Source organism: Acidovorax sp. NO-1 (assembly GCF_000238595.1).
Taxonomy (GTDB): Bacteria; Pseudomonadota; Gammaproteobacteria; order Burkholderiales; family Burkholderiaceae_C; genus Acidovorax.
In genome coordinates this window covers 18,979-45,047 of the sequence record NZ_AGTS01000137.1, presented here as the reverse complement: position 1 = coordinate 45,047, position 26,069 = coordinate 18,979, and the positions used below count along the sequence as shown (strand labels likewise).

At 66.4% G+C, this 26,069-nt stretch carries 21 protein-coding genes and 1 pseudogene; 12 read left to right on the top strand and 10 right to left on the bottom strand.

The features are described 5' to 3' along the window. Window positions 1-137: 137 nt before the first annotated feature. Window positions 138-1,739 carry a gamma-glutamyltransferase family protein gene (locus tag KYG_RS18995; protein WP_034695405.1) on the top strand — a complete coding sequence of 534 codons (1,602 nt, stop codon included), beginning with the start codon at window positions 138-140 and terminating at the stop codon, window positions 1,737-1,739. A 77-nt stretch (window positions 1,740-1,816) separates the two neighbouring features. Here KYG_RS18995 and queA read toward each other — a convergent pair whose 3' ends face one another. From queA to KYG_RS18980, 3 genes are all read right to left on the bottom strand, one after another. Next, on the bottom strand, window positions 1,817-2,968 hold the full coding sequence (gene queA, locus KYG_RS18990; protein ID WP_008906548.1) for a tRNA preQ1(34) S-adenosylmethionine ribosyltransferase-isomerase QueA: 1,152 nt from the start codon (window positions 2,966-2,968) through the stop codon (window positions 1,817-1,819). Window positions 2,969-3,054: 86 nt separating this feature from the next. Next, window positions 3,055-4,011 (bottom strand): 1-phosphofructokinase family hexose kinase, encoded by a 957-nt coding sequence (locus KYG_RS18985; protein WP_008906547.1) that lies wholly within the window; start codon window positions 4,009-4,011, stop codon window positions 3,055-3,057. Between the two features lie 9 nt (window positions 4,012-4,020). After that, complete coding sequence (locus KYG_RS18980; RefSeq protein WP_034695403.1) at window positions 4,021-5,301, bottom strand: HD-GYP domain-containing protein; 1,281 nt, start codon at window positions 5,299-5,301, stop codon at window positions 4,021-4,023. Window positions 5,302-5,383: 82 nt separating this feature from the next. On the opposite strand from KYG_RS18980, the gene recG reads away from it, so the two are divergent. The 6 genes from recG (at window position 5,384) to KYG_RS18950 (ending at window position 11,038) form a co-directional block, all read left to right on the top strand. Continuing rightward, window positions 5,384-7,549 carry an ATP-dependent DNA helicase RecG gene (gene recG / locus KYG_RS18975; protein WP_192810336.1) on the top strand — a complete coding sequence of 722 codons (2,166 nt, stop codon included), beginning with the start codon at window positions 5,384-5,386 and terminating at the stop codon, window positions 7,547-7,549. Window positions 7,550-7,625: 76 nt separating this feature from the next. Further along, complete coding sequence (locus KYG_RS18970) at window positions 7,626-8,399, top strand: hypothetical protein (protein WP_008906544.1); 774 nt, start codon at window positions 7,626-7,628, stop codon at window positions 8,397-8,399. Beyond that, window positions 8,396-8,875, top strand: coding sequence for a hypothetical protein (locus KYG_RS18965; RefSeq protein WP_008906543.1), 480 nt, complete (start codon window positions 8,396-8,398; stop codon window positions 8,873-8,875). The genes KYG_RS18970 and KYG_RS18965 overlap by 4 nt, the downstream gene beginning before the upstream one ends. An 18-nt stretch (window positions 8,876-8,893) precedes the next feature. Beyond that, window positions 8,894-9,859, top strand: coding sequence for a LysR substrate-binding domain-containing protein (locus tag KYG_RS18960; RefSeq protein WP_008906542.1), 966 nt, complete (start codon window positions 8,894-8,896; stop codon window positions 9,857-9,859). Window positions 9,860-9,919: 60 nt separating this feature from the next. After that, on the top strand, window positions 9,920-10,423 hold the full coding sequence (locus KYG_RS18955; RefSeq protein WP_008906541.1) for a Dps family protein: 504 nt from the start codon (window positions 9,920-9,922) through the stop codon (window positions 10,421-10,423). A gap of 240 nt (window positions 10,424-10,663) precedes the next feature. Further along, window positions 10,664-11,038, top strand: coding sequence for a response regulator (locus KYG_RS18950; RefSeq protein WP_008906540.1), 375 nt, complete (start codon window positions 10,664-10,666; stop codon window positions 11,036-11,038). A gap of 9 nt (window positions 11,039-11,047) precedes the next feature. Here KYG_RS18950 and KYG_RS18945 read toward each other — a convergent pair whose 3' ends face one another. From KYG_RS18945 to KYG_RS18930, 4 genes are read right to left on the bottom strand one after another with little or no spacing between them, the layout of a single operon-like run. After that, a complete protein-coding gene (locus KYG_RS18945; protein WP_008906539.1) occupies window positions 11,048-12,178 on the bottom strand; it encodes a hybrid sensor histidine kinase/response regulator in 1,131 nt (376 codons plus the stop codon). Window positions 12,179-12,222: 44 nt separating this feature from the next. Further along, entirely contained in the window at window positions 12,223-12,840 is a 618-nt protein-coding gene (locus KYG_RS18940) for a chemotaxis protein CheB (RefSeq protein WP_008906538.1), read from the bottom strand. Further along, complete coding sequence (locus tag KYG_RS18935; protein WP_008906537.1) at window positions 12,840-13,676, bottom strand: protein-glutamate O-methyltransferase CheR; 837 nt, start codon at window positions 13,674-13,676, stop codon at window positions 12,840-12,842. Before KYG_RS18935 ends, KYG_RS18940 begins: the two co-directional genes overlap by 1 nt. Before the next feature lie 15 nt (window positions 13,677-13,691). Continuing rightward, on the bottom strand, window positions 13,692-17,177 hold the full coding sequence (locus KYG_RS18930) for a response regulator (protein ID WP_008906536.1): 3,486 nt from the start codon (window positions 17,175-17,177) through the stop codon (window positions 13,692-13,694). 163 nt (window positions 17,178-17,340) lie between these two features. Between KYG_RS18930 and ubiA the strand changes: the two genes are divergently transcribed. Then, window positions 17,341-18,228: a 4-hydroxybenzoate octaprenyltransferase gene (ubiA, locus tag KYG_RS18925; RefSeq protein WP_008906535.1), complete on the top strand. Its 888-nt coding sequence runs from the start codon at window positions 17,341-17,343 to the stop codon at window positions 18,226-18,228. 45 nt (window positions 18,229-18,273) lie between these two features. On the opposite strand, the gene proC is transcribed toward ubiA, so the two are convergent. The 3 genes and pseudogenes from proC to KYG_RS18910 form a co-directional block, all read right to left on the bottom strand. Then, on the bottom strand, window positions 18,274-19,125 hold the full coding sequence (proC, locus tag KYG_RS18920; RefSeq protein ID WP_008906534.1) for a pyrroline-5-carboxylate reductase: 852 nt from the start codon (window positions 19,123-19,125) through the stop codon (window positions 18,274-18,276). A 212-nt stretch (window positions 19,126-19,337) separates the two neighbouring features. Beyond that, window positions 19,338-20,832, bottom strand: a pseudogene (gene glpK / locus KYG_RS18915) (glycerol kinase GlpK). Window positions 20,833-21,023: 191 nt separating this feature from the next. Continuing rightward, entirely contained in the window at window positions 21,024-21,788 is a 765-nt protein-coding gene (locus KYG_RS18910) for a DeoR/GlpR family DNA-binding transcription regulator (RefSeq protein ID WP_008906532.1), read from the bottom strand. Window positions 21,789-21,978: 190 nt separating this feature from the next. Between KYG_RS18910 and KYG_RS18905 the strand changes: the two genes are divergently transcribed. The 4 genes from KYG_RS18905 to KYG_RS18890 all read left to right on the top strand — a co-directional run bounded on the left by KYG_RS18905 (window position 21,979) and on the right by KYG_RS18890 (window position 25,998). Next, window positions 21,979-23,070, top strand: coding sequence for an ABC transporter ATP-binding protein (locus KYG_RS18905; protein WP_008906531.1), 1,092 nt, complete (start codon window positions 21,979-21,981; stop codon window positions 23,068-23,070). A gap of 1 nt (window position 23,071) precedes the next feature. Further along, window positions 23,072-24,148 carry an ABC transporter ATP-binding protein gene (locus KYG_RS18900; RefSeq protein ID WP_008906530.1) on the top strand — a complete coding sequence of 359 codons (1,077 nt, stop codon included), beginning with the start codon at window positions 23,072-23,074 and terminating at the stop codon, window positions 24,146-24,148. Between the two features lie 148 nt (window positions 24,149-24,296). Then, window positions 24,297-25,193 carry a carbohydrate ABC transporter permease gene (locus KYG_RS18895; RefSeq protein ID WP_008906529.1) on the top strand — a complete coding sequence of 299 codons (897 nt, stop codon included), beginning with the start codon at window positions 24,297-24,299 and terminating at the stop codon, window positions 25,191-25,193. Next, window positions 25,186-25,998: a carbohydrate ABC transporter permease gene (locus KYG_RS18890; RefSeq protein WP_008906528.1), complete on the top strand. Its 813-nt coding sequence runs from the start codon at window positions 25,186-25,188 to the stop codon at window positions 25,996-25,998. Before KYG_RS18895 ends, KYG_RS18890 begins: the two co-directional genes overlap by 8 nt. Window positions 25,999-26,069 lie beyond the last annotated feature (71 nt).

Below are 26,069 nucleotides of genomic sequence, written 5' to 3'. Positions count from 1 at the left end.
CCCTGAGTCGCCTTTGGCGACTTCCCCCCAGGGTGACGACGCCCTCGGTGCGGGGCGGCCCTTCCTCGGCGTCCCCGCTTTGCGCCGCGCCAGTTTCATGCAGCCCGCCCTGTGCGGGGCAACAGAGTCAGAACGCTATGAACACCCCATCTCTCGACTGGTCCCTTCCCTATGCCTCCCACCGCAGCGCGGTCATGGGGCGCAATGTGGTTTCCACCTCGCAGCCGTTGGCCGCGCAGGCGGGGCTGCGCATGCTGCTCGCCGGGGGCAATGCGGTGGACGCCGCGATTGCCGCCGCCATGGCGCTCACGGTGGTGGAGCCCACGGGCTGTGGCCTGGGCAGCGACGGGTTTGCCATCGTGTGGGACGGCAAGGAGCTGCACGGCCTCAATGCCTCGGGCCGCTCGCCTGCGGCGTGGACGCCGGAGTATTTCGAGAAGCTGGGCGGCATCCCTGAGACGGGCTGGAACGCCGTCACCGTGCCCGGCGCCGTGTCCGCCTGGGTGGCGCTTTCCAGGCGACTGGGCAAGCTGCCGTTTGCACAGCTGGCGCAGCCCGCCATCGACTACGCGCGCAACGGGTTTCCCGTGTCGCCCACCATTGCCAAACTGTGGGCGCTGGGTGCGGCCAAGCTGGGGGCGCAACCGGGCTTTGCCGAGTGCTTCATGCCCGGCGGCCGCACGCCGGTGGCGGGGGAGATTTTTCGCAGCGAGGCCCATGCGCGCACGCTGGAGCTCATTGCCGAAACCGAGGGCGAGGCCTTCTACCGGGGCGTGATCGCCGAGCGCATCGCCGCGCATTCGCAGGCCAACGGCGGCGCCATGACGCTGGCCGACCTGGCCGCGCACCAGGCCGACTGGGTGGGCACGATCAGCCAGCGCTTTGGCGATTCCGTGATCCATGAAATTCCGCCCAACGGCCAGGGCATCGCCGCACTGATGGCGCTGGGCATGCTCGACGCCCATGGCGTGGGCCAGCACCCCGTGGACGATATCGAGACCGTGCACGCCAGCATCGAGGCCATGAAGCTCGCATTTGCCGACCTGCACCAGTACAACGCCGACATCGACGCCATGCACGTCACGCCCGCCGAGCTGCTGCACCCCGACTACCTGAAAGGTCGCGCCGCCCTCATCGACCCCGAGCGCGCGGGCGATCCCGGCCACGGCGCCCCGCGCCCCGGCGGCACCGTGTACCTGGCGGCGGCAGACAGCCAGGGCATGATGATTTCGTTCATCCAGTCCAACTACATGGGCTTTGGTTCGGGCGTGGTGGTGCCGGGTACCGGCATCAGCCTGCAGAACCGCGGCCACAACTTCAATCTGGTGCCGGGCCACGCCAACCAGGTGGCGCCGGGCAAGCGCCCCTCGCACACCATCATTCCGGCCTTTGCCATGCATGCCGACGGCACGCCCCAGATGGCCTTCGGCGTGATGGGCGGCCCCATGCAAAGCCAGGGCCACACGCAGATGGCGCTGCGCGTGCTGCGCTACGGCCAGAACCCGCAGGCCGCTGTCGATGCCCCGCGCTGGCGCATCACCGGCGGCAAGGGTGTGTCGGTAGAGCTGGGGTTCGACCCCGCCGTGGTGGCCGCGCTGCGCGCGCGCGGGCACGAGGTGACGGTGGAAGAGGGCAACGGCGTGTTTGCCTTTGGTGGCGCGCAGCTGGTGCTCAGGAATGGCAACACCTACATCGCCGGTTCCGACCCGCGCAAGGACGGGCACGCGGTGGCGTACTGATCGCACCCGTTTGGTATCAAAAAAATAGCTGCTGGCGCTTATCCATTAAGCGCCAGAGCCTGATTTGACTCGTATTTTCAGGCGGCAGGCACCGGCGGCGCACGCTCCAGCAGCATCGCGTCGCCGTAGCTGAAGAACCGGTACTGCTGCGCAATCGCATGCCGGTACAGGCCCATGATGTGGGCATACCCCGCAAACGCGCTCACCAGCATCATTAGCGTGCTCTTGGGCAGGTGGAAGTTGGTGATCAGCACATCCACCACCTGGAACGCAAAGCCCGGCGTGATGAAGATGTTGGTGTCGCCCGAGGTGAGGCCGGAGCGGGCCCACGATTCGAGCGTGCGCACTGTGGTCGTGCCCACGGCCACCACGCGCCCGCCGCGCTGGCGGCAGCGCTCCAGCGCGGCCAGCGTGGCCAGCGGAATCTCGTACCACTCGCTGTGCATCTGGTGCTCGGCCAGGTTTTCGGTCTTGCAGGGCTGGAAGGTGCCTGCGCCCACATGCAGCGTGACGCTGGCACGCTCGATGCCGCGCTCGGCCAGGTCGGCCAGCACGCCTTCGTCAAAGTGCAGCGCGGCCGTGGGCGCGGCCACGGCGCCGGGGTTGCGGGCAAACACGGTCTGGTAGCGCTGGCTGTCCTCGGCCTCGTCCGGGTCGTGGGCGGTGTTCTGGTTGCGCTCGATGTAGGGCGGCAGCGGCAGGTGGCCGTGGCGGTCCATCAGCTCCCAGGGCGATTCGGCCGCCGGGCCGTGCAGCGCAAAGCGGAACAGCGGGCCGTCCCCGGTGGGCCAGCGGCCCAGCAGCTGCGCGTCAAAGCCGCCCGCCTGGCGGCCTCCGGCCATGTGCACCACGCTGCCGGGCAGGGGCTTCTTGCTGACCTTCATGTGGGCCACGACTTCGTTGCCCGGGTTGCCCGCCTCGGCGGGCAGCACGCGCTCGATCAGCAGCTCCAGCTTGCCGCCGCTGGCCTTCTCGCCAAAGATGCGCGCCTTGACCACGCGCGTGTCGTTGAAGACGAGCAGGTCGCCCTCGCGCAGCAGGCCGGGCAGCTCGCGAAAGATGCGGTCTACGGGCTGCATCGCTCTGCCATCCAGCAGGCGCGAGGCGCTGCGCTCGGGCGCGGGGTGCTGGGCAATGAGTTCGGGGGGCAGCGAAAAGTCGAAGTCGCTGAGGGTGAACACGCGGGGAGCGTGGGGCGCGCTGGCTGCGCCGGGGGAAAAATCAGTCATCGTGCTTGAGGGCCGAACGGGCCCGTGCCAAGGTAAAAATTGCGGAAGGCGCGATTGTCCCACGGGGCTGTGCGCCCCCTGGGCGGCTATGGCTGGGTTGTGAAGGCCACGGGCGCGGGCACGCTGTGCACCAGCCGCTGCACATCATCGGCCTGGGCCAGGGTGGTGCCCGGGTGCAGCAACGCCGCGGCGCCGGCCGCCACGCCCCAGCGCAGCGCCTCGGCAGGTGCATCGCCCCGGTCCAGCGCCCACACCAGCGCTGCCAGAAAGCAGTCGCCCGCGCCCGTGGTGCCGGTGGTGGCGGGCACGTTCAGGGCGGGCGCCTGCCACACGCCCTCGCGCGTGGCCAGCACGGCGCCTTGCTCGCCCACGGACAAAGCCACAATCCCTGCGGCGCCGCTGTGCACCAGCGACTGGGCGGCCTGGCACCAGTCGGCCGCCTGGGCCAGCGGCTGCTGCATCGCCTCCCGCAGTTCGCGCAGACTGGGTTTGACCAGCGCCACACCCGCCCGCAGTGCGGCGGCCAGCGCCGGGCCCGAGGTGTCGACGACCACGCGCACGCCCCGGGCCGTGAGGGCCCGTGCCAGCCGGGCGTAAAAGTCATCGGGCACGCCGGGCGGCAGGCTGCCGCTGGCAATGAGCCAGCGGGGCGGAGCCTGCAGCGCCGTCAGCGCATCCAGGCAGGCCTGCCATTCCGCCGCCTGCAGCGTGGGGCCCGGGAGCACAAAGCGGAATTCTTCGCCCGTGCCGGTTTCCACCACCGAAAAGTTCTCGCGCGTGTCGCCGGCAATCGGCTGTAGTGCCGTGGCCACGCCCTCCTCGGCCAGCAGCTGCTGCACCTGTGCCCCGGCCGCACCACCGGCCAGCGCCCAGGCCTGCACATCCGCGCCCAGCCGGTGCAGCACCCGCGCCACGTTGATGCCGCCGCCGCCCGCGAAGCGCTGCACCGGGCCGCAGCGCAGCTTGTGGGTGGGGGCCACGCGCTCGGTGGTGGTGGCCAGGTCGAGCGCGGGGTTGGGTGTCAGTGTGAGCAGGGTGGGCATGGGCTGTGACTACCAGACTTTGTCGGTAAAGCCCGACCATAGCTCGTTCAGGTCCGGAAAGCGCCACTTGTCCGGGTCTTCGCGCGCGACGATCTTCTCGGCGCAACCCGGCGCGGCCAGGTTCACCATTTCGGGCGGGATGCGCAGGTCGGACTTGGTCGAGAAAAACACCTTGACCATGGGGGCCGTGAGGGCGGTGGGCGATTGCTCGGTCACCACCCCGATGCGCCCCGACGTCAGCCGCACCAGCGAGCCCACAGGGTAGATGCCGATGCTTTTGACAAACGCCTGGAAGATGCGCGCGTCGAAATGGTCCTGGGTCCACTCGGCCATGCGGCGCAGCGACTCGGCCGGGTCCCAGCCGCGCTTGTAGGGCCGGTCGGAGGTGATGGCGTCGTACACGTCGCAAATCGCCGTCATGCGTGCGATCACGCTGATGCCGTCGCCCTTGAGCTTGTCGGGGTAGCCCGAGCCGTCCACCTTTTCGTGGTGGTGCAGGCAGGCGTCCAGCACCGCGTCAGGCACGTTGCCGCCTTCCTTGAGCATGTGGTAGCCCTCCACCGGGTGGCTGCGCACCACGGTGAATTCCTGGTCGGTGAGCTTGCCGGGCTTGTTGAGCACTGTCAGCGGAACAGCCGCCTTGCCCAGGTCGTGCAGCAGGCCCGCCATGCCGGCCAGTCGCTGCTGGTCTTCCTTGAGCTTGAGCTGCTTGGCCAGGGCCACCATCAGCGCGCACACCGCCACCGAGTGCATGTAGGTGTAGTCGTCGGCCGTCTTCAGCCGCGCCAGGCTGATGAGTGCACCGGGGTTGCGGGTGACGGAGTCGGAGATTTCCTCCACCAGGCCCTGTGCCGTTGCAGAGTCCACCGCGCGGCCCATGCGGGCCTCGCTGAACATCGAGACCACGGCTTCCTTGGATTTGACGCAGATGGCGGCAGCCATGGTGAGCTCGGTGTGCATGTCGGCCGGTTTGCGGTCGCGCCTGGGCGGCGGGGGCGGTGCGGGCAGCTTGACCTTGACGGGAGGTAGTTCCTCCAGGCGGCTGAAGTCGGTCTCGATCTGCGCGTCCACCTCTTCGCGCGACATCGACGCGGTGCCAGCAGCCACATCCAGCCCCTTGTCGGTATCGATCCAGCACTCGTGGATCGAGGTGGCCCGGATGCGGGCCAGGTCCTTCGGGTCCTTCAGGAGAAACTGGGCGCGCCAGAAGGGATGGTCCATCCACGAGCCGCAGAACTCGTGCAGGTACATGCCCAGGGTGAGGTGTTCGATGTGGATGCGCTTGAGCATGAACGTGGCCAGAAAGTGCGCCGTGATGAGGCGTAAGCAATGGTAACCATGGTAGCCTTTTTGACATTCCCTCCACCTGCCCATGCCCACTGCCGCACCCCGCAAATCCACCAAGGCCACGGCATCGCCGGGCTGTGCACCCGCCCCCACAGCCAAAGGTGGTGCCTCGGTGGCGCACAAGGCGCTGCACAAGCTGGGCCTGGTGCGGGATATTGATCTGGCCCTGCACCTGCCCCTGCGCTACGAGGATGAAACCCGCATCACCCCGCTGGCCAACGCGCGCGACGGGCAGATGGTGCAGATCGAAGCCACAGTGACGGCGAGCGAGATTCAGCTGCGCCCGCGCCGCCAGCTGCTGGTGCAGGTGGAGGACGACACCGGCAGCTGTGAGCTGCGCTTTTTCAGCTTCTACCCCTCGCACCAGAAGACCCTGGCCGTGGGTGCGCGCCTGCGCATACGGGGTGAGATCAAGGGCGGCTTCTGGGGGCGGCAGATGATGCATCCGGCGTTTCGCGTGGCGGGCGGCGAGCTGCCTGCGGCGCTCACGCCGGTGTACCCCACCACCGCCGGCCTGCCCCAGCCCTATCTGCGCCGGGCCGTGGTGGGCGCACTGGCACGGGTGGACTTGTCAGACACCTTGCCGCCCGGTGCCGAGCCGCCGGTGACCCGGATTTATGGCCAAAATGGCCTCCAGCGCTTATTCAGTCTGCGCGAGGCGCTCACTTTTTTGCACCATCCCACGCCGGATGTGGCGCTGTCCACGCTGGAGGACCACAGCCACCCCGCCTGGCAGCGCCTGAAAGCCGAGGAGCTGCTGGCCCAGCAGCTGTCGCAGCAGCAGTCGCGCCGCGCACGCGACATGCTGCGTGCGCCCGTATTGCGCGCCCAAAAAGCCGCCGACGGTGCCTTGCCGCTGCATGAGCAACTGCTGGCCGTGCTGCCCTTCAGCCTCACCAGCGCCCAGCGCCGCGTGGGCGAAGAAATTGCCGCCGACCTGGCACGCCAGGTGCCCATGCACCGGCTGCTGCAGGGCGATGTGGGCTCGGGCAAAACCGTGGTGTCTGCCCTGGCCGCCTGCCTGGCCATGGACGCGGGCTGGCAGTGCGCGCTGATGGCCCCCACCGAAATCCTGGCCGAGCAGCACTTCGCCAAGATGATCGGCTGGCTCGAACCTCTGCTGGCCGCGCGCGGCCGCAGGGTGGCCTGGCTGGTGGGCGGGCAAAAGAAGAAAGACCGCACCGCCATGCTGGCGCTAGTGGCCAGTGGCGAGGCGGCGTTGGTGGTGGGCACGCACGCCGTCATCCAGGAGCAGGTGCAGTTCAAGAACCTGGCGCTGGCCATCATCGACGAGCAGCACCGCTTTGGCGTGGCGCAGCGGCTGGCCTTGCGCAAGAAGCTCGCGGACCATGGCCAAGAGCCTCACATGCTGATGATGAGCGCCACCCCCATCCCGCGCACGCTGGCCATGAGCTACTACGCCGATCTGGATGTGTCCGTCATCGACGAGCTGCCCCCCGGCCGTACCCCCATCGTCACCAAGCTCATTGCCGACAGCCGCAAGGACGAGGTGATCGAACGCATCGGCGCACAGGTGGAGGCCGGGCGGCAGGTGTACTGGGTGTGCCCGCTGATCGAAGAGAGCGAGGCGCTGGACCTGAGTAACGCCACGGCTACCCACGCCGACCTGAGCGAGGCCTTGCCGGGCTGCATGGTCGGTCTGCTGCACTCGCGCATGCCCCCGGCCGAGAAGAAGGCGGTGATGGCGCTTTTCACCAGCGGTCAGATGGGCGTGCTGGTGAGTACCACCGTGATCGAGGTGGGCGTGGACGTGCCCAACGCGTCCCTGATGGTCATCGAGCATGCCGAGCGTTTCGGCCTCTCGCAGCTGCACCAGCTGCGCGGCCGGGTGGGGCGGGGCGCTGCGGCATCGGCCTGCGTGCTGCTGTATTCGACCAACGACAGCGGCCGCGTGGGCGAAACCGCCAAGGAGCGCCTCAAGGCCATGGCCGAAACCAACGACGGCTTCGAGATCGCCCGGCGCGACCTGGAGATCCGCGGCCCCGGCGAGTTTCTGGGCGCCCGCCAGTCGGGCGACGCGCTGCTGCGGTTTGCCGACCTGGCGACCGACACGCACCTGCTCGAATGGGCGCGCGAACTGGCCCCGCAGATGCTGGACCGCCACCCCGATTTGGCTGCGAAGCACGTGGCGCGCTGGTTGGGTGGAAAATCCGACTATCTCAAGGCCTGAGCCGCACGCAACTGTTGTGCGCCAATGGATTTCGATGAGAGGTGCGGACAGCACGGTAAGTGCCTAGAATTGCTGGATGGACGCACAGCCTCTTTTAATTAGCTTGCACGACGAGTCTGCCGGATACGAGATATCCCCGGAGAGAGTGCCCCTGGTGATCTTGCGAACTTTTGTAAAAGACGTGGAAGATTTCCTTCGGGGAGATGGCGCCGAAGTGGATTTACAGGCGCTGGATGTGGGGGTGGTCAAAGGATCTTTGGCGATCCAGACGGCTCCTGTGTCGTCGCCGGGACTTCTGCGGGATCTGCTGCAGCTTGCGGCCTCCGAGCGTTTGGATGGTCTCGACAAAAAGCGTCGGGAAGTAATGGAGCGGTGGCAAAAACTCGCGCGAGGGGCGCGCCGCTGCGTGTTTCGAATTGCAGTCCCAGGCAATCCGCAACGGGATATCAGCATCAGCGCTGCTACCGACTTCCATGCGGACGACGCTGACCAGTGGGTCCAGGTTGAGCGCTACCTGCAGGGTGAGATTGTCGAAATGGGCGGACTTAAAAAAGTCAATGCACATATTCGTTTGCCCGATGGCACTTTGATTCCTGTGGAGTCGGATCGTGAGTTCTTCCGCAGCGATACGGTGAATCGCCTCTACAAGGTCGCTATGGCCCGCATCAGTGCGGAGTACAACGTGGTGACCCGAAAGTACCGCAATGCGCGGTTGCTCGGTTTTGAAGAGCACCAGCAGACTTTGGACGAAGCGCAGTTGCGCCGTTTGACGGAGCGAGGTGCGAAGGCCTGGCGAGACGTGCCTAGTGCGAGCGATTGGGTGGACTCCCTGCGGGGAGGTACGGCTTGATCTCGATTCTTCTGGATACGAGTTACTTGATCACGCTGGCAGACCCAGGGCGCGCGCACCACGAAACAGCCAAGCGTTATCTGCGCGAGGCCTTGGCTCAGGGCTGTCCCTTGTACTTGTCTGCCGTGGTCGCGTCAGAGTTTCAAGTGGGACAACCTGTGAGCGATCTTCCTTTGCGCAATTTTCACGTATTGCCCTTTAACATCGATCACGCCATGACCTCCGGTAATTTCATGCGTGTACTGTCGCGTGACACGGGCGACGACCGGGTGGCCGTGAAGGACGACGTCAAATTGCTGGCGCAAATGGTCTGCGAGTCCATCACGCACATCCTTACCGAAGATTCAAACACCCTGGTGAAGTACCTGGGAAGACTCCGCGACCAAGGTCAAGCATCTGCGCAGGCCATTGTCCTGGCGGAAGGCTTTGATGCTGCTTGGTTCAATGGGGGGCAAAAACATCTCCTTGATGAATAGCACTACTGGCAGTTCACCATGACCCTCACCGAACTCAAGTACATCGTTGCGGTGGCCCGCGAGAAGCACTTTGGCCATGCGGCCGACGCCTGCTACGTGTCGCAACCCACGCTCTCGGTGGCCATCAAGAAGCTGGAAGAAGAGCTGGATGTGAAGCTGTTCGAGCGCAGCGCGGGCGAGGTCACGGTCACGCCGCTGGGCGAAGAGATCGTGCGCCAGGCGCAGAGCGTGCTGGAGCAGGCAGCGGCCATCAAGGAGATCGCCAAGCGCGGCAAGGACCCGCTGGCCGGCCCGCTCACGCTGGGCGTGATCTACACCATCGGCCCGTACCTGCTGCCCGAGCTGGTGCGCCAGGCGATTGGCCGCTCGCCCCAGATGCCGCTGATGCTGCAGGAGAACTTCACGGTCAAGCTGCTGGAGATGCTGCGCACCGGCGAGATCGACTGCGCCATCCTGGCCGAACCTTTTCCCGACACGGGCCTGGCCATGGCGCCCCTGTATGACGAGCCGTTCATGGCTGCGGTGCCCAGCTCGCACCCGCTGGCGGCCAAAAAATCCGTGACGGCTGCCGAGCTCAAGAGTGAAACCATGCTGTTGCTGGGTGCCGGCCACTGTTTTCGCGACCATGTGCTGGAGGTGTGCCCCGAGTTTGCGCGCTTTGCCAGCAATGCCGAGGGCATCCGCAAGTCGTTTGAAGGCTCTTCGCTCGAAACCATCAAGCACATGGTGGCCGCAGGCATGGGCGTGACGCTGGTGCCGCGCCTGTCGGTGCCGCGCGATGCGCTGCTCACCGTGTCGCGCCGCCGCAAGAGCGACGAGACCTACATCCGCTACCTGCCCATCCGCGAGGAAGATGGTGGCCCCCCGCCCATGCGCCGGGTGGTGCTGGCCTGGCGGCGCAGCTTTACCCGCTATGAAGCCATCGCCGCGCTGCGCAACGCCATCTATGCCTGCGAACTGCCGGGCGTCGAGCGATTGTCCTGACGCAGTGCGCGGTGGCCGGTTTTCATTCATCCTTCGTCTTTTCTTTTCAGGAGCACGACCATGGCCAAGGCCTCCAAAAATCCCGCCGTTCCGTCCATCAACATCGGCATCAGCGACAAGGACCGCGCTGCCATTGCCCAGGGGCTGTCGCGCCTGCTGGCCGACACCTACACGCTGTACCTCACCACGCACAACTTCCACTGGAACGTGACGGGCCCCATGTTCAACACGCTGCACACCATGTTCATGGCGCAGTACACCGAGCTGTGGAACGCCGTGGACCCGATTGCCGAGCGCATCCGTTCGCTGGGCCATGTGGCACCGGGCTCGTATGCCGAGTTTGGCAAGCTGGCCACCGTGCCCGATGCCCCGGCCAAGCCCCCCAAGGCGCTGGACATGGTGCGCGTGCTGGTGGAGGGCCACGAGGCCGTGGCCCGCACCGCGCGCAGCCTGTTTCCGCTGGCCGACAAGGCCAGTGACGAGCCCACCGCCGACCTGCTGACCCAGCGCCTGACGGTGCACGAGCAGACGGCCTGGATGCTGCGCTCGCTGCTGGAGGAGTGAACCGCAGCGCAGCGTGGCGCGGGCGCTGGCAAAGGGCATGTTGTCCTACAAGGCGTGCGGGTGCTTGTCCGCATCATTTGCGGCTGGGCGTGCGGCCCGCTGCCCGCTGCCCGCTGCCATTGCTGCGGCAGCCACGGGGTTCGGGCAGGCTGTGGGGTGCATGGCGCCGCAATGCCTGCCCCATCCCGTTTTGCACCGGTGGGCCGGGCGGCACGGAGGACACAACGAAATTTCTGATGTATGCGAATCCTGTACGTGGAAGACAACCCGGAGCTGCGCGAAACCATTGGCATGCTCCTGGAGGGCGAAGGCCATGAAGTCGTTTCGTGCGCCAGCGCCGAGGAAGCCCTGGAACTGGATGCGCAACAAGCTTTCGATCTGCTCGTGTCTGACGTGAGCCTGCCTGGCCTGTCCGGCACCGACCTCGCCCGCAGGCTGCTGGAAGGCGACCCCCTGCGCTGGGTGGTGCTGTGCTCCGGCTACGACCTCGGGATGTATCCCGCCGCCTGGGGGCCCAACGTGCGCACCCTGCTCAAGCCTTTTGATCTGGAGGAGCTGGAGCAGCTCCTGGGCTCCATCAACGATGCGGTGGCACCACCCGCCGCCGGAGCCTGACCCGGCCCGTCAGGTTTGCGACCACTTCTCGGTCGGTGGTGACTCGCGGGGCAATTCCACCGAAAAGCAGGTGGTGCCGTCCTGCGACTGCACCTGGATGCTTCCCCGGTGCGCCCGCACGATCTGGTGGGCAATGAACAATCCCAGCCCCAGCCCCTGATTGCGCCCGGGCGCGCGTTCACCGCCGCGAAACGGGTTGAACAGATGCGGCAGCAGTTCGGGGGCAATGGTGCCACCGTTGGACACGGACACGGTCACCACCTGGGGCCGGGTGCCATCGGCGGTCACCCGCACCGGGCGGTCTGCACTGCCATGGTGCATGGCGTTGCCCACGATGTTGGTGACCACCTGGCACAGGCGCTCGCTGTCCCACACGCCCGCCAGGTTCCCCTGCAGCGTGGATTCGATGGCCCGGTCGGGGAAGCCCGTCTGCACCTCGTCCAGCGTGCGCTGCACGATGGCCTGCATGTCTGCCGCGCCCAGCTGCAGTGCCAGGCCGCCCGCCTGGCGGATGCGCGTCACGTCCAGCAGGTCTTCGATCATCCGGGCCATGCGCTGGCTGCTGCTCAGGACCCGGTCGGCCATGGCGCTGGCCTTTTCGGGGTCGGGCTGGCGCTTGATCACGGTGGCTGCAGCCGTGATGGACATCAGCGGCGTGCGCAGGTCGTGGCTCAGCACGGCCATGAACATTTCATTGACACGCAGCGCCGCCGTGCGCTCCTCCAGCTCCTGCGCCTGCGCCTGCTTGCGCCGCTGCAGCTCGAAGAACACATTGGCCTTGTTCGTGAGCATGTGCGGGTCGATGGGCTTGTACAGAAAATCCACAGCGCCGCTTTCGTAGCCCCGGAACTGCCAGTTCTGCTCGCGAGAACCGGCTGTGATGAAGATCAGCGGGATATGGCGCGTGCGCTCGCTGCCGCGAATGAGCTCGGCCAGCTCGAACCCGTTCATCTCGGGCATCTGAACGTCCAGCAGGGCGAGCGCAATATCCGTGTGCGTGAGCAACAGCTCCAGCGCCTCGGGCCCGGATTGCGCCTTGAGGATCTCGATGCCGTCGCCCTGCAGCAGAGCCTCCAGTGCGATCAGGTTTTCCGGAATGTCATCGACGAGCAGGCATTTGATGCGGTCGGTGTGTGGCATGGGCTGAACGGGCGGTGGGGAGTGGGGGTGGGGTGGGGCGCGCATCACAGCAGTCCCGTTGCGTGCAGGCGGGCCAGCAGGTCGGCAATGCCCGCGGGTGGCAGAACGTGGTGGGCGGTGTGGCGCGCGAGGGCCGCCTGGGGCATGGTGGGGATCGACGCGCTGGCAGGGTCCTGCACCACAGTGAGGCCACCGGCCGCGCCGATGGCCTCCAGGCCCCGTGCACCATCTTCATTGGCGCCTGAAAGCAAGATGCCGACCAGGCGCTCGCCGTACTGGTCAGCCGCCGATTCGAACAGGACGTCGATGGAGGGGCGCGAGTAATGCAGCGGCGCGTCCAGCGACAGCGCCAGTTGCGGGCCGGCATCGACGAGCAGGTGGTAGTCCGGCGGCGCAAAGTACACGGTGCCCGGCGCGATGTCGTCCTTGTCATGCGCCTCCTGCAGCTGCAGCGCGCACCGGTGGCGGAAGATCTCGGGCAGCAGGCTGCGCCGGTCGCGGGGCAGGTGCATCACCACCAGCACCGGGGTCTTCAGGGTGCCTGGCAGCGCGGGCAGGATGCGCACCAGCGCATCAATGCCGCCCGACGATCCACCCACCACGATGGCGTCGTAGCCCTGGGGGCGCAGCGCAGCGGCTTGCGGCTGTGTGAAGCCCTGCATCACAGGCCCGCCTTCTTGCGGTAGATGCGGTCTTCCAGCACGAAGTCGTCAAACGCATCGGCGTGGGTGGAAAACCGCAGCGACTCCTTGGAGCCGAGCCCCAGAAACCCCCGGTGGCACAGGGCCTCCCGAAACAGCCCCAGGGCGCGGTTCTGCAGGTCGCGGTCGAAGTAGATCAGCACGTTGCGGCACGACACCAGGTGCATTTCTGCAAACACGCTGTCGGTGGCCAGGCTGTGGTCCGAGAACACCATGTGCTCGCGCAGAGACTTGTCAAACACCACCCGCCCGTAGCGCGCGGTGTAGTAGTCGGACAGCGATCGGTGGCCGCCCGAGCGGGTGTGGTTCTCGGTGAAAGCCGCCACCCGCGCCATGTCAAACACGCCGGACTCTGCCGCGCGCAGCGCGTGCGGATTGATGTCGGTGGCGTAGATCAGTGTGCGCTCCAGCAGGCCCTCTTCGTGCAACAGGATGGCCAGCGAATACACCTCTTCGCCCGCACTGCAGCCCGCCACCCACACCCGCAGCGACGGGTAGGTGCGCAGTAGCGGCACCACTTCGGTGCGCAGCGCCCTGAAGTAGCTTGGGTCGCGAAACATGTCACTCACCTGCACGGTGAGGTACTCCAGCAGCGCCGGAAACACCGTGGGCTCGTGCAACACCCGGTCTTGCAGCTGCGACAGCGTCTTGCAGCCAAAGTGCAGCAGTGCCGAGGCCAGCCGCCGCTTGAGCGACGCCTGGGCATAGCCCCGGAAATCGTAGTGGTAGCGGTGAAAGATCGCGTCGATCAGCAGGCGCTGCTCGATGTCGGCGGTACGCGCTTTGCGGTGCGGCATGGCGGGCCGGGCCGGTTACTTGGGCATCCACACCCGCACCAGCGACAGGAGCTTTTCCACGTCTAGCGGTTTGGGGATGTAGTCGTTGGCGCCTGCGGCCAGGCACTTCTCCTGGTCGTCCTTCATGGCCTTGGCCGTGAGCGCGATGATGGGCAGGCGCCGCCATTCGGGGCGGTTGCGGATCTCGCGCATGGCGGTGTAGCCATCCATCTCCGGCATCATGATGTCCATCAGTACCAGGTCGATCATGGGGCTCGCCGCATTGCCGGCGCGGGCCAGCTTGTCCAGCGCCTCCCGGCCGTTGCGCGCGATCTCCACCCGGATGCCCGTGGGCTCCAGGATGCTGGACAGCGCAAACACGTTGCGCACGTCGTCTTCCACCACCAGCACGGTGCGGCCCTCCAGTGCCGATTCGCGGCTGCGGGCCGTCTGCAGCATCTGGCGGTGCTCGTCGGAGAGCTCGGACTCCACCTGGTGCAGGAAGAGCGTGACTTCGTCCAGCAGCCGCTCGGGTGAGCGGGCGTCCTTGATGATGATGGACTTGGAGAACTTGCGCAGCTGCTGCTCTTCGTCGCGTGACAGGGCGCGGCCGGTGTACACGATAACGGGCGGAAACGAGACGCCGTCCTGCTCGGTCATCTGCTTCAGCAGCTCGTAGCCGCTCAGGTCCGGCAGGTTCAGGTCCATCACCATGCAGTCGAACGTGGCGCTGCGCAGCTGTTCCAGCGCGGCGGCGGCCGTGCCGGCGCCAACGATCTCCACCTCTTCACTGCTGAGCAGGTCGCGCACGCTTTCGCGCTGGCGCTCGTCGTCTTCCACCACCAGCACGCGGTGCAGGCGCTGGGTGAACTTGGCTTCCAGCCGTTTCAGGGCCTGCACCAGCTCGTCGCGTTGCACCGGCTTGAGGGCGTAGCCGATGGCGCCACGCCCCATGGCCTCCTGCGAGTAGTCGGCCACCGACACCACATGCACCGGGATGTGGCGCGTGGCCGGGTTGCGCTTGAGCTGGTCAAGCACGCCCAGGCCCGAGAAGTCGGGCAGGTTGACGTCCAGCACGATGGCGCTGGGCAGGCTCCGGGCGGCAAACGCCAGCCCGTCGGCCGCGTTGTGCGCCAGATGGCATTCAAAGTCCATCTCCTGGGCCAGGTCGCACAGGATCTGGGCAAAGCGCTTGTCATCTTCGATCACCAGAATGCTGCGCGGCCCGGCGCGGCCCGACGAGGACGCAGCGATGGCGGCCATGGCCGCCCCTGCGCTGCCCGCCGCCTGGGCGGGCGCAGGCGGCATGGGGGCGGGTGCCGCTGCACTCACGGCTGCGGTGGCGGGCTGTTCCAGCGGGCTTGCACCTGTCTGCCCCCGTGCCGGTGCTTCGGCGGGCTGCGCGGGCTGCCGGGGCACCAGCCGCAGCGGCACCACCAGCGTGAACACGCTGCCTGCACCCGGCTCGCTGTGAACCGACAGGGTTCCGCCCAGCAGGTGCGCCAGATCGCGCGAGATCGACAGGCCCAGCCCCGTGCCGCCGTATTTGCGGTGGGTGCTGCCGTCGGCCTGGCGGAAGGCCTCAAAAATCAGCTCCTGCTGGTGGGCCGGGATGCCGATGCCGGTGTCCTTGACCGCAAACGACAGCGTGTCGCCGGGGTTGCGCGACACATGCATCGTCACGGTGCCTGTCTCGGTGAACTTCAGGGCGTTGGACAGCAGGTTCTTGAGCACCTGGCCCAGTCGCAAGGGGTCGGTCTCCAGGGCGGCAGGAACGTCGGGCGCCACGGTGGCGGTCAGCTCCAGGCCCTTTTCCTGGGCCAGCGGGCGCAGGGGGTCGATCAGTGATTGCAGCGCACGGGCGATGTTGACGGGTTCCACCTCCACAGTGGCCTGCCCGGATTCGATCTTGGACAGGTCCAGGATGTCGTTGATCAGCGCCAGCAGGTCGTTGCCCGCCGCGTAGATGGTCTGGGCGTACTTCACCTGGTCGGCGCTGAGGTTGCCGGGTTTGTTGTCGGCCAGCAGCTTGGCCAGGATGAGGGTGGAGTTCAGCGGGGTGCGCAGCTCGTGGCTCATGTTGGCCAGGAACTCGCTCTTGTACTGGCTGGCCAGCTCCAGTTCGCGGGCCTTGTCGGTCATGGCGCTCTGGGCGCGCAGCAGCTGCTCGCGCTGGTGCTCCAGCTGCTGGGTCTGGGTTTCCAGGTTGGCGTTGGTCTGCTCCAGCTGGGTCTGCTGGATCTCCATCTGCGCCTGCGACTCCTGCAGGATGCGGCTTTGCTGCTCCAGCTCTTCGTTGTTGACGCGCAGCTCCTCCTGCTGGGTCTGCAACTCTTCGGACTGGCGCTGCGTTTCTTCCAGAAGGTCTTGCAGGCGGTTGCGGTCGATGCCCGAGCGGATGGCCACGGCCAGCATCTCCGAGGCGCGCTCCAGCAGGGCGCGCTCGGCGTCGCCCACGGGCCGGTAAAAGCCCAGCTCGATGACGGCATACACCTCGCCCCTTTCCACGGCCGGCGCCAGCAGCAGCTCGGTGGGGTTCGCCTGCCCGGTGCTGGAAGACACCGGCAGATAGCCCGGCGGCACATTGCGCACATGCAGCAGCTGGCGCGAGCGGGCGGCCTGCCCCACCAGGCCTTCGTCGGCCAGCAGCTTCTCGGCCAGCCGCTCGCGCGGCAGCGCGTAGCCGCCGAACAGCGAGAAGCCGCCCTCGCTGTGCGCCACATACCCGGCCCCCACGGGCGCCTTGAGGTAGCTGGCCAGGTATTCCAGCGCCAGCTGGCCGATGTCTTCCAGGCGGTGGTCGCCCTGGATGCGCTGGCCCAGGCCGCTGAGCCCCGCCGAAATCCACGTCTGCTGGGACTTGCTGCGGTATTCGCGCGCCGTGACGGCGGCAGACAGGCAGATCAGCACCAGCAGCACGCCCGAGCCGCCGGTGGAATACAGGTTCGAGTTGGTGGCCGCGTTGGCCCACTGCTGGCGCCGTGTGGCCAGTTGCTGGTTCTGCAGCACGCGCAGGTTTTCGGCCAGTTCGGACAGGCGCGTCATGGTGCTTTTTCCCGCACCGGTATGCACCAGCCCCATGGCGCCCACCGCGTCGCCGTTCTTGCGCAGGGCAATGGTGTCGTTGAGCTCGCGCAGCTTGATCTGCGTGAGCTCGTCCAGCTGCTCCACCATCTGCTTTTGGGTGGGCTCGTCCTCCACGCTTGCCTTGAGCTCCCCGAGGTGCTTGTTGAGCGCGATGACCGCCTGCTCGTACGGCTGCAGGTAGGCCAGGTCGCCCGTCAGAAGGTAGCCGCGCTGGCCGCTTTCGGCATCGCGGATGGCCACGTTGAAGAAATTGAGCTGCCGCATGGCCAGGGACGTGCGGTCCATGGCGTGCACGGCGTTGGTGCGCGTCTCTGCAGAGCGGAAATTGACGATGGCGATGACGAGGGTGGCGAGGGCCGCCACCACAAATCCGACCACCAGCGTGCGGGGAATGGCAAAGCGCGTGGCGGCCTGGGGGCTCGAGGATCGGGGCATGCGTTGCAGTCCGTGGTTTTGGGGGAACGGGGACTTTACCGGGTTTGCGGCGGCCTGGGCACGACGCCCCGCCAGACGGTGCAGGCGCAGGCGCGCTGGCTGCTACATTCGGTGCGCTCCCGCAGAAGCGGGGGGTTGTCTGCCCGTATTTTTATCTACCTGCATGTCGTCCGTCTCCCTGCGCCACCGCTTCGCCCTGTACCTGGATCTCATCCGCTGGGACCGCCCCGCCGGTTGGCTGGTCTGCCTGTGGCCCACGCTCAGCGCGCTGTGGATTGCGGCCGACGGCTTTCCCGGCTGGCACCTGCTGGTGGTGTTCGTGCTGGGCACCATCCTCATGCGCAGCGCCGGGTGCTGTGTGAACGACGTGGCCGACCGCGACTTTGACAGGCACGTCAAGCGCACGGCGCAGCGCCCGGTCACCACCGGTGCGGTGTCGGTGAAGGAGGCGCTGGGCCTGGGGGCGGTGCTGGCGCTGGTGTCGTTTGGCCTGGTGCTCACCACCAATACCGCCGCCATCGCCTGGTCGGTACCCGCCGTGCTGGTGGCCATTGCCTACCCCTTTACCAAACGCATCATTGCCATGCCGCAGGCGGTGCTGGGCATTGCGTTCAACTTCGGCATCGTGATTGCCTTTGCCGCGGTGCAGGGCAGCGTGCCTGCGGTGGCGTGGTGGATGTGGCTCGGTAACCTCTTCTGGGTGCTGGCCTACGACACCGAATACGCCATGGTGGACCGCGACGATGACCTCAAGATCGGCATCAAGACCTCGGCCATCACGCTGGGGCGGTTCGATGTGGCCGGCATCGTGATTTTCTACCTGCTTTTCATAGGAATCTGGGCTGTAGCGCTTGCCCCATATGCGCTAGGCGCTATATTTTATGTAGCGCTTGCCGCCGCGCTGGCCCAGGCCGTTTGGCACTTCACGCTCATCCGCACCCGCACCCGCGAGGGCTGCTTCAAGGCGTTCCGCATCAACCACTGGCTGGGCGCCACGGTGTTTGCGGGCATTGCGGGCAGCTACCTGCTGCGGGCAATACTCTCGAATTGATAGCTGCCTGCGCTTGATGGGTAAGCGCTGGAGGCCAAAAAGGCTTCAATTGCCGAACTCATTGCCCAGTTCGTTGGCGCGTTTTTCTGCTGCGCGCATCGCGGCCTCAAATGCCGCAGCCACGCCGCTGGCCTCCATCGACTGCAGGGCCGCGTAGGTGGTGCCGCCCTTGGAGGTGACGCGCTCGCGCAGCACGGCGGGCGACTCGTCAGAGCGGCGCGCCAGTTCCGATGCGCCCACAAAGGTGCCAACGGCCAGCTGGTGCGCCTGTTGCCCGGTCAGCCCCATGGCCGCGCCCGCGCGGGTCATGGCTTCCAGAAAGTAAAAGACATAGGCCGGGCCCGAGCCCGACAGCGCCGTCACGGCATCGAGCTGCTTTTCCGTCTCCACCCACAGGAACTCGCCCGTGCTGGCCAGGATGGCCTCGACCTGCGTGCGCTCCTGCGCGCTCACCGCCGGGCGGGCATAGATCGCGCTCATGCCCTTGCCCACCAGCGCGGGCGTGTTGGGCATGGTGCGCACAATGCGCTCGCTCCCGAGCCATTGCGCGATGCTGTCCGAACGGATGCCGGCGGCCACGCTCAGGTGCAGCGCCTGCTGGGTGTGCGCCTTGGCCTGCGCGGCGGCGTCCTTGAAGGTTTGGGGCTTGACGGCCCACACCACGATGCTGGCGCGCTGCAATGCGGGGCCCGCCTCGGGCTGCGCCGTGATTCCAAAGTTCTTGAGCAGTGCCTCGCGCATGGGGGCGTAGGGCTCGACCACCTCGATCTGGCTGGCCGGATGGCCCTGGCGGATCAGCCCGCCCATGATGGCGCTGGCCATGTTGCCGCCGCCGATGAAGGCGATGGTGGGGAGTGTGGTGTGTGCTGCGGAGGAAGCGGTGGAGGGGGGGGTCATGCTGCGTCAGGCGAGAAAGGGAAAGCCGATGGTAGCGCCGCTACCCCGGCGATTTTTTCCATGGCCTATGCAACTGGCGCGCTAAAAGCCAGGGCTCCCGCGCAAGGGCCGCCAGCATTCCCAAGTAGGGGCGCTGGGAGCGTCCCCCCGCCCGCAACGCGCAGCGATGCGAGAGCGGGGGGAAGGCGCGCAGCGCCTCAGGGGGATGCACTCTATTCAGCTACTGTTTGCCGGACGGCGTGTTCCCAGTTCGCCATCAGCTCCTGCGCACGCGCGCTGCTGAGCGTGGGCACAAAGCGGCGGTCGGCGCGCCACAGGTTCGAGAGTTCATCCGTGCTGCGGTACACGCCGCTCGACAGCCCCGCCAGGTAGGCGGCGCCCAGCGCCGTGGTCTCGATGACGGCAGGCCGTACCACCGGAATGCCCAGCAGGTCGGCCTGGAACTGCATGAGCAAATCGTTGATGCAGGCGCCGCCGTCCACGCGCAGTTCGCTCACCGGCGCGCCGCCGGCGGCCACGGCATCGCGGCTCATGGCCAGCAGCAGGGCGGCGCTCTGGTAGGCAATGCTCTCCAGTGCCGCACGGGCGATGTGGCCCAGCGTGGTGCCGCGTGTGAGGCCGGTGATGGTGCCGCGCGAGTCGGGTTTCCAGTACGGGGCGCCCAGGCCGGTGAAGGCGGGTACCATCATCACGCCGCCCGAATCGGGCACGCTTTGCGCGAGCGACTCGACCTCGCTGCTGGTGGAGATGGCGCGCAGGCCGTCGCGCAGCCACTGCACCACGGCGCCGCCCACAAAGACGCTGCCTTCCATGGCGAACTCCGGCTGCGCCGTGGCCTGCGCCGCGCTGGTGGTGAGCAGGCCGTTTTGCGAAGTCTGGAACGTGCCGCCCGTGTGCATCAGCATGAAGCAGCCCGTGCCGTAGGTGTTCTTGGCCATGCCCGCCGTGAAGCAGGCCTGGCCGAACAGCGCGCTCTGCTGGTCGCCCGCCACCCCGCCGATGCGGATGCCGTGGCCCAGCAGGTCGGCCGCGATGTCACCAAAGTGGGCGCTGGACGGCAGCACCTCGGGCATCAGCGCCTTGGGAATGCGCAGCAGCGCCAGCAGCTCGTCGTCCCACTGGTTGGTGTGCACATTGAACAGCATGGTGCGCGAGGCGTTGCTCACGTCCGTCACATGCACTTTGCCGTGGGTGAGCTTCCACATCAGCCAGCTGTCCACCGTGCCAAAGGCGAGCTCGCCGCGCTCGGCGGCATCGCGCGCGCCGGGAACGTGGTCCAGCATCCACTGCAGCTTGGTGCCCGAGAAGTAGGCATCCACCAGCAGGCCGGTCTTGGCCTGGATGGCGGCGGCATGGCCTTGTTCGCGCAGCTGGGCGCAGGCAGGCTCGGCGCGCCGGTCTTGCCACACGATGGCGTGGTGCACGGGCTGGCCGGTGTGGCGGTTCCACAGCACGGTGGTCTCGCGCTGGTTGGTGATGCCCACGGCGCGCACGGCGCTGGCCGCGATGCCCGCCTTGGCCAGCGCATCGCGTGCGGTGGCGAGCTGCGTGCGCCAGATCTCCAGCGGGTCGTGCTCCACCCAGCCGGGCTGGGGGGTAGATCTGCGGCAGCTCCAGCTGGGCCTGGGCCACGATGTGGCCGCCTTCGTCAAAGACGATGCTGCGGGAGCTGGAGGTGCCTTGGTCGAGTGCGAGCAGGTAGGTCATAGAAGAAAGGGTATGTCAGGCGATGTGGTTGGGCCCTGATTCGGAGGGCCGGCCAATGAAAGCGCCCAGCCGAGGCCAGCGGCCGCCGCGCAAGGGCCGCCCCGCCGCGCTGGCGGCGTCCCCCTTCCCGAATTGCATCGCAATTCGAGAGAAGGGGGAAGGCGCAAAGCGCCTCAGGGGGTTGTCCTCGGTCATGCGGCGACAGTGCAGATCACCTCGGCATCCTGCAGCAGCGCTGGAAACGGCTCTGGCGGCGGCGCGTCGGTGAAGAGGCGATCAATCTGCGCCAGTGTGGCCAGCTGCACCATGGCCGGCCTGTTGAACTTGCTGTGGTCGGCCGCAAGCCACACCTCGCGCGACTGCTCGATGATGGTTTGCGCCACCTTCACTTCGCGGTAGTCGAAGTCGCGCAGCGAGCCATCGGGTTCGATGCCCGAGATGCCGATGAGCGCGATGTCCACCCTGAACTGGCGGATGAAGTCCACCGCCGCCTCGCCCACGATGCCGCGGTCGCGGGCGCGTACCACGCCGCCGGCCACGATCACCTCGCAGTCGGGGTTGCCGCACAGGATGGCGGCCACGTTCAGGTTGTTGGTGATCACGCGCAGGCCCCGATGGTGCAGCAGGGCCTTGGCAATGGCCTCGGTGGTGGTGCCGATGTTGAGGATCAGCGAGCAGCCATTGGGCACCTGCTGCGCCACGGCGCGTGCAATGCGCGCCTTGCCTTCGGCGTGCAGCGTTTCGCGCTGGGTGTGCGCCAGGTTTTCCACCGTGGAGCTGGGCACGCGCACGCCGCCATGAAAGCGCGTGAGCAAGCCCGACTCTGCCAGGCGCTGCACGTCACGGCGCACGGTCTGCAGGGTCACGCCGAGGGTGTCTGCCAGTTGCTCCACCGTGGCGGATTTGCGCGCGCGGACTTCTTCAAGAAGCAGCAGTTGTCGGGGATTCGTATTCACGCGTATTAATTGGCTAGGGGGCAGAGCTACTTTAAATCGAACAAAAAAGAACTTGTTAAGGGTAAACCTTGATTCAATACGATCAAAAAAGAACAAAAATGAACGAAATCGAAAAGAGAGTGGCAACCGTGTTTGCCGGGGGCGGAACTCCGTTCATAAGGCCTTCGGGCGACAAAGAAAGGCAAGCGTGATGCAGCTGGCATTGGACAGCATCAGCAAGAAGGTGGGGGCGCAGACCTGGCTGTATGACATGAGCCTGGCGCTCGAGAGCGGCGCTGTGACGGTGCTGCTGGGCGCCACGCAGGCGGGCAAGACCAGCCTCATGCGCATCATGGCCGGGCTGGATGCGCCCACGTCGGGCACCGTCAAGGTCGATGGCGTGGACGTGACCGGCATGCCTGTGCGCGAGCGCAATGTGGCCATGGTGTACCAGCAGTTCATCAACTACCCATCGATGAAGGTGGCTGCCAACATCGCGTCGCCCCTGAAGCTGCGCGGCGAAAAGAACATCGACGCCCGGGTGCGCGAGATTGCCAGCCGTTTGCACATCGACATGTTTCTGGACCGCTATCCGGCGGAACTCTCTGGCGGGCAGCAGCAGCGCGTGGCGCTGGCCCGCGCCCTGGCCAAGGGTGCGCCGCTGATGCTGCTGGACGAACCCCTGGTGAATCTGGACTACAAGCTGCGCGAAGAACTGCGCGAAGAGCTGACCCAGCTGTTTGCTGCGGGCCACTCCACCGTGGTGTATGCCACCACCGAGCCGGGCGAGGCGCTGCTGCTGGGCGGCTACACCGCTGTGCTCGACGAAGGCCAGTTGCTGCAGTACGGCCCCACGGCCGAGGTGTTCCATGCGCCCAATTCACTGCGCGTGGCGCGGGCTTTCAGCGACCCGCCGATGAACCTCATCGCCGCGTCTGCCGCCCCGGGCGGCGTGCGCCTGGAGGGTGGTGCGGAGCTGGCCCTGCATCTGCCGCAAGGTGTGGCCACTGCGGCCGGGCTCACGGTGGGTGTGCGCGCCAGTGCGTTGCGCGTGGCGGCCCGCCCGGGCGACATCAGCGTGGCTGGAGTGGTAGAGCTGGCCGAAATTTCGGGCTCCGACACCTTTGTGCACGCGGCCACGCCCTGGGGCGACCTGGTGGCGCAGCTGACCGGCGTGCACTACTTTGAACTGGGCACGCCCATCACGCTGCACCTGGACCCGGCGCAGGCCTATGTGTTTGGCGCGGATGGCCGACTGGCCTGGGCGCCCGCGCGGCCCGTCACTGCACAAGGAGGGCGCTGACATGGCCCGCATCAGCCTGGATCTGGCGCATTCGTACAAGCCCAACCCGCAGCAGGACAGCGACTACGCGCTGCTGCCCCTGAAGATGGAGTTCGAGGATGGCGGCGCCTATGCGCTGCTCGGGCCCTCGGGCTGCGGCAAGACGACCATGCTCAACATCATGTCGGGCCTGCTGGTGCCGTCGCACGGCAAGGTGCTGTTCGATGGCCGCGACGTGACGCGTGCCAGCCCGCAGGAGCGCAACATTGCGCAGGTGTTTCAGTTCCCCGTGATCTACGACACCATGACGGTGGCCGAGAACCTGGCGTTCCCGCTGAAGAACCGCAAGGTGCCCGAAGCGCAGATCAAGGAACGCGTGGGCGTGATTGCCGAGATGCTGGAGATGAGCCACCAGCTCAATCTGCGTGCGGCGGGCCTGTCGGCCGACCAGAAGCAGAAGATATCGCTGGGCCGGGGCCTAGTGCGTTCCGACGTGGCGGCCGTGCTGTTCGACGAGCCGCTCACGGTGATCGACCCGCACCTCAAGTGGCAACTGCGGCGCAAGCTCAAGCAGATCCACCACGAGCTCAAGCTCACGCTGATTTATGTGACGCACGACCAGGTGGAGGCCCTGACCTTTGCCGACCAGGTGGTGGTGATGACGCGCGGTCGCGCTGTGCAGGTAGGTTCGGCCGATGCGCTGTTCGAGCGGCCTGCGCACGTGTTTGTGGGCCACTTCATCGGATCCCCGGGTATGAACTTCCTGCCGGCACAGTCTGAGGGAGCCACCCTGTCGGTGGCGGGGCAGCGGCTGGCGCAACCGGCCGGGCGGAGCTTGCCAGGCGGAGCGCTCCAGGTGGGCATACGGCCCGAATACCTGGCGCTGGCGCAGCCCGAACAGGCCGGTGCACTGCCTTGCACGGTGGCGCAGGTGCAGGACATCGGCACCTACCTCATGCTGACCGCCAAGGTGGGTGAGCACACGCTCAAGGCGCGGTTCAGCCCTGAAACGCGACTCCCGTCGGCGGGTGATGCGGTGTGGCTGCAGGTGCTCGGTGAGCACACCTGCTTCTATCAAAACGAGGAGCTCCTGGCGTGATGGACTACCCCCTGAGCCGCTCCGCGGCTTCCCCCCGGAAGGGGGACGACGCCCTTTGCTGCGGGGCGGCCCTTGCTGGTCGTCTCCCCTATGCCACCATGCTTGGTGCAGATGCCGTCGGTGAATCGCCACTTTGTGGAGAACGAACATGAGTTCGACAACGAAACCGGTGAACCAGAAGGCGTGGTTCCTGATCCTGCCGGTCATCATCTGCGTGGCCTTCTCGGCCATCGTGCCGCTGATGACGGTGGTCAACTATTCGGTGCAGGACATCATTTCGCCCGATCGCCGGGTGTTTGTCGGCACCGAGTGGTTTGCAGCGGTGATGCGCGACGAGGAACTGCATGCCGCGCTGTGGCGCCAGCTCACCTTCTCGCTGGCCGTGCTGGCGGTGGAGATTCCGCTGGGCATCCTGCTGGCGCTGTCCATGCCCGCGCAGGGCTGGAAGTCGTCCGCCGTGCTGGTGGTGGTGGCGCTGTCGCTGCTGATCCCCTGGAATGTGGTGGGCACCATCTGGCAGATCTATGGCCGTGCCGATATCGGCCTGATGGGCCGCATGCTGCAACAGGCGGGCATCGAATACAGCTACACCGGCAACGCCACGCAAGCCTGGCTCACGGTGCTGCTGATGGATGTATGGCACTGGACGCCGCTGGTCGCCTTGCTTGCCTTCGCCGGGCTGCGCTCCATCCCCGATGCGTACTACCAGGCGGCCCGCATCGACGGTGCGAGCAAGTTCGCGGTGTTCCGCTACATCCAGCTGCCCAAGATGCGCGGCGTGCTGATGATTGCGGTGCTGCTGCGCTTCATGGACAGCTTCATGATCTACACCGAGCCCTTTGTGCTCACGGGCGGCGGGCCGGGCAATGCCACCACCTTCCTCAGCCAGTACCTCACCACCAAGGCGGTGGGCCAGTTTGACCTGGGCCCTGCGGCGGCGTTCTCGCTGATCTATTTCTTCATCATCCTGCTGCTGTGCTTCATCCTCTACAACTGGATGCAGCGCGTGGGCACCGCCAGCAACGAAGGGGCCGGCCATGAATGAAAAACGCTTCCACAAGCGGTCGATCTTCCTCGTCGCCTATCTGATCTTTGCCGTGTTGCCCATCTACTGGATGGTCAACATGAGCTTCAAGACCAACGAAGAAATCCTCTCGACCTTCACGTTCTTCCCCCAGCACTTCACGTGGGACAACTACAAGACCATCTTTACCGATGAGTCCTGGTATTCGGGGTACATCAACAGCCTGATCTATGTGGCCATCAACACGGTGATTTCGCTCACCGTGGCGCTGCCCGCGGCCTATGCATTCAGCCGCTACCAGTTCCTCGGCGACAAGCATGTGTTCTTCTGGCTGCTGACCAACCGCATGACGCCGCCGGCCGTGTTCCTGCTGCCGTTCTTCCAGCTTTACACCACGGTGGGGCTGATGGACACACACATCGCCGTGGCACTGGCGCACCTCTTGTTCAACGTGCCGCTGGCGGTGTGGATTCTGGAAGGTTTCATGAGCGGCATTCCGCGCGAGATCGACGAGACCGCCTACATCGATGGCTACAGCTTTCCGCGTTTCTTCATCAAGATTTTTCTGCCCCTCATCAAGGCGGGCGTTGGTGTGGCGGCGTTCTTTTGCTTCATGTTCAGCTGGGTCGAATTGCTGCTGGCGCGCACCCTGACGAGCGTGAACGCCAAGCCCATCGTCGCGACGATGACGCGCACCGTCAGCGCATCCGGCATGGACTGGGCGACGCTGGCTGCAGCAGGGGTGCTGACCATCGTGCCGGGCGCCATCGTGATCTGGTTTGTTCGCCACTACATCGCAAAAGGCTTTGCGATGGGGCGGGTTTGACGCGCAAAGGGAGCAAAAGTATGAATCACACACCTCCTCAGCAGGGCGCGGGACGCCTCCCATGCCAGCGG

Coding starts and splice junctions, on each gene's coding strand:
- KYG_RS18995 (WP_034695405.1), top strand. CDS start 138: ATGAACACCCCATCTCTCGACTGGTCCCTTCCCTATGCCTCCCACCGC.
- queA (WP_008906548.1), bottom strand. CDS start 2,968: ATGACTGATTTTTCCCCCGGCGCAGCCAGCGCGCCCCACGCTCCCCGC.
- KYG_RS18985 (WP_008906547.1), bottom strand. CDS start 4,011: ATGCCCACCCTGCTCACACTGACACCCAACCCCGCGCTCGACCTGGCC.
- KYG_RS18980 (WP_034695403.1), bottom strand. CDS start 5,301: ATGCTCAAGCGCATCCACATCGAACACCTCACCCTGGGCATGTACCTG.
- recG (WP_192810336.1), top strand. CDS start 5,384: ATGCCCACTGCCGCACCCCGCAAATCCACCAAGGCCACGGCATCGCCG.
- KYG_RS18970 (WP_008906544.1), top strand. CDS start 7,626: ATGGACGCACAGCCTCTTTTAATTAGCTTGCACGACGAGTCTGCCGGA.
- KYG_RS18960 (WP_008906542.1), top strand. CDS start 8,894: ATGACCCTCACCGAACTCAAGTACATCGTTGCGGTGGCCCGCGAGAAG.
- KYG_RS18955 (WP_008906541.1), top strand. CDS start 9,920: ATGGCCAAGGCCTCCAAAAATCCCGCCGTTCCGTCCATCAACATCGGC.
- KYG_RS18950 (WP_008906540.1), top strand. CDS start 10,664: ATGCGAATCCTGTACGTGGAAGACAACCCGGAGCTGCGCGAAACCATT.
- KYG_RS18945 (WP_008906539.1), bottom strand. CDS start 12,178: ATGCCACACACCGACCGCATCAAATGCCTGCTCGTCGATGACATTCCG.
- KYG_RS18940 (WP_008906538.1), bottom strand. CDS start 12,840: ATGCAGGGCTTCACACAGCCGCAAGCCGCTGCGCTGCGCCCCCAGGGC.
- KYG_RS18935 (WP_008906537.1), bottom strand. CDS start 13,676: ATGCCGCACCGCAAAGCGCGTACCGCCGACATCGAGCAGCGCCTGCTG.
- KYG_RS18930 (WP_008906536.1), bottom strand. CDS start 17,177: ATGCCCCGATCCTCGAGCCCCCAGGCCGCCACGCGCTTTGCCATTCCC.
- ubiA (WP_008906535.1), top strand. CDS start 17,341: ATGTCGTCCGTCTCCCTGCGCCACCGCTTCGCCCTGTACCTGGATCTC.
- proC (WP_008906534.1), bottom strand. CDS start 19,125: ATGACCCCCCCCTCCACCGCTTCCTCCGCAGCACACACCACACTCCCC.
- KYG_RS18905 (WP_008906531.1), top strand. CDS start 21,979: ATGCAGCTGGCATTGGACAGCATCAGCAAGAAGGTGGGGGCGCAGACC.
- KYG_RS18900 (WP_008906530.1), top strand. CDS start 23,072: ATGGCCCGCATCAGCCTGGATCTGGCGCATTCGTACAAGCCCAACCCG.
- KYG_RS18895 (WP_008906529.1), top strand. CDS start 24,297: ATGAGTTCGACAACGAAACCGGTGAACCAGAAGGCGTGGTTCCTGATC.
- KYG_RS18890 (WP_008906528.1), top strand. CDS start 25,186: ATGAATGAAAAACGCTTCCACAAGCGGTCGATCTTCCTCGTCGCCTAT.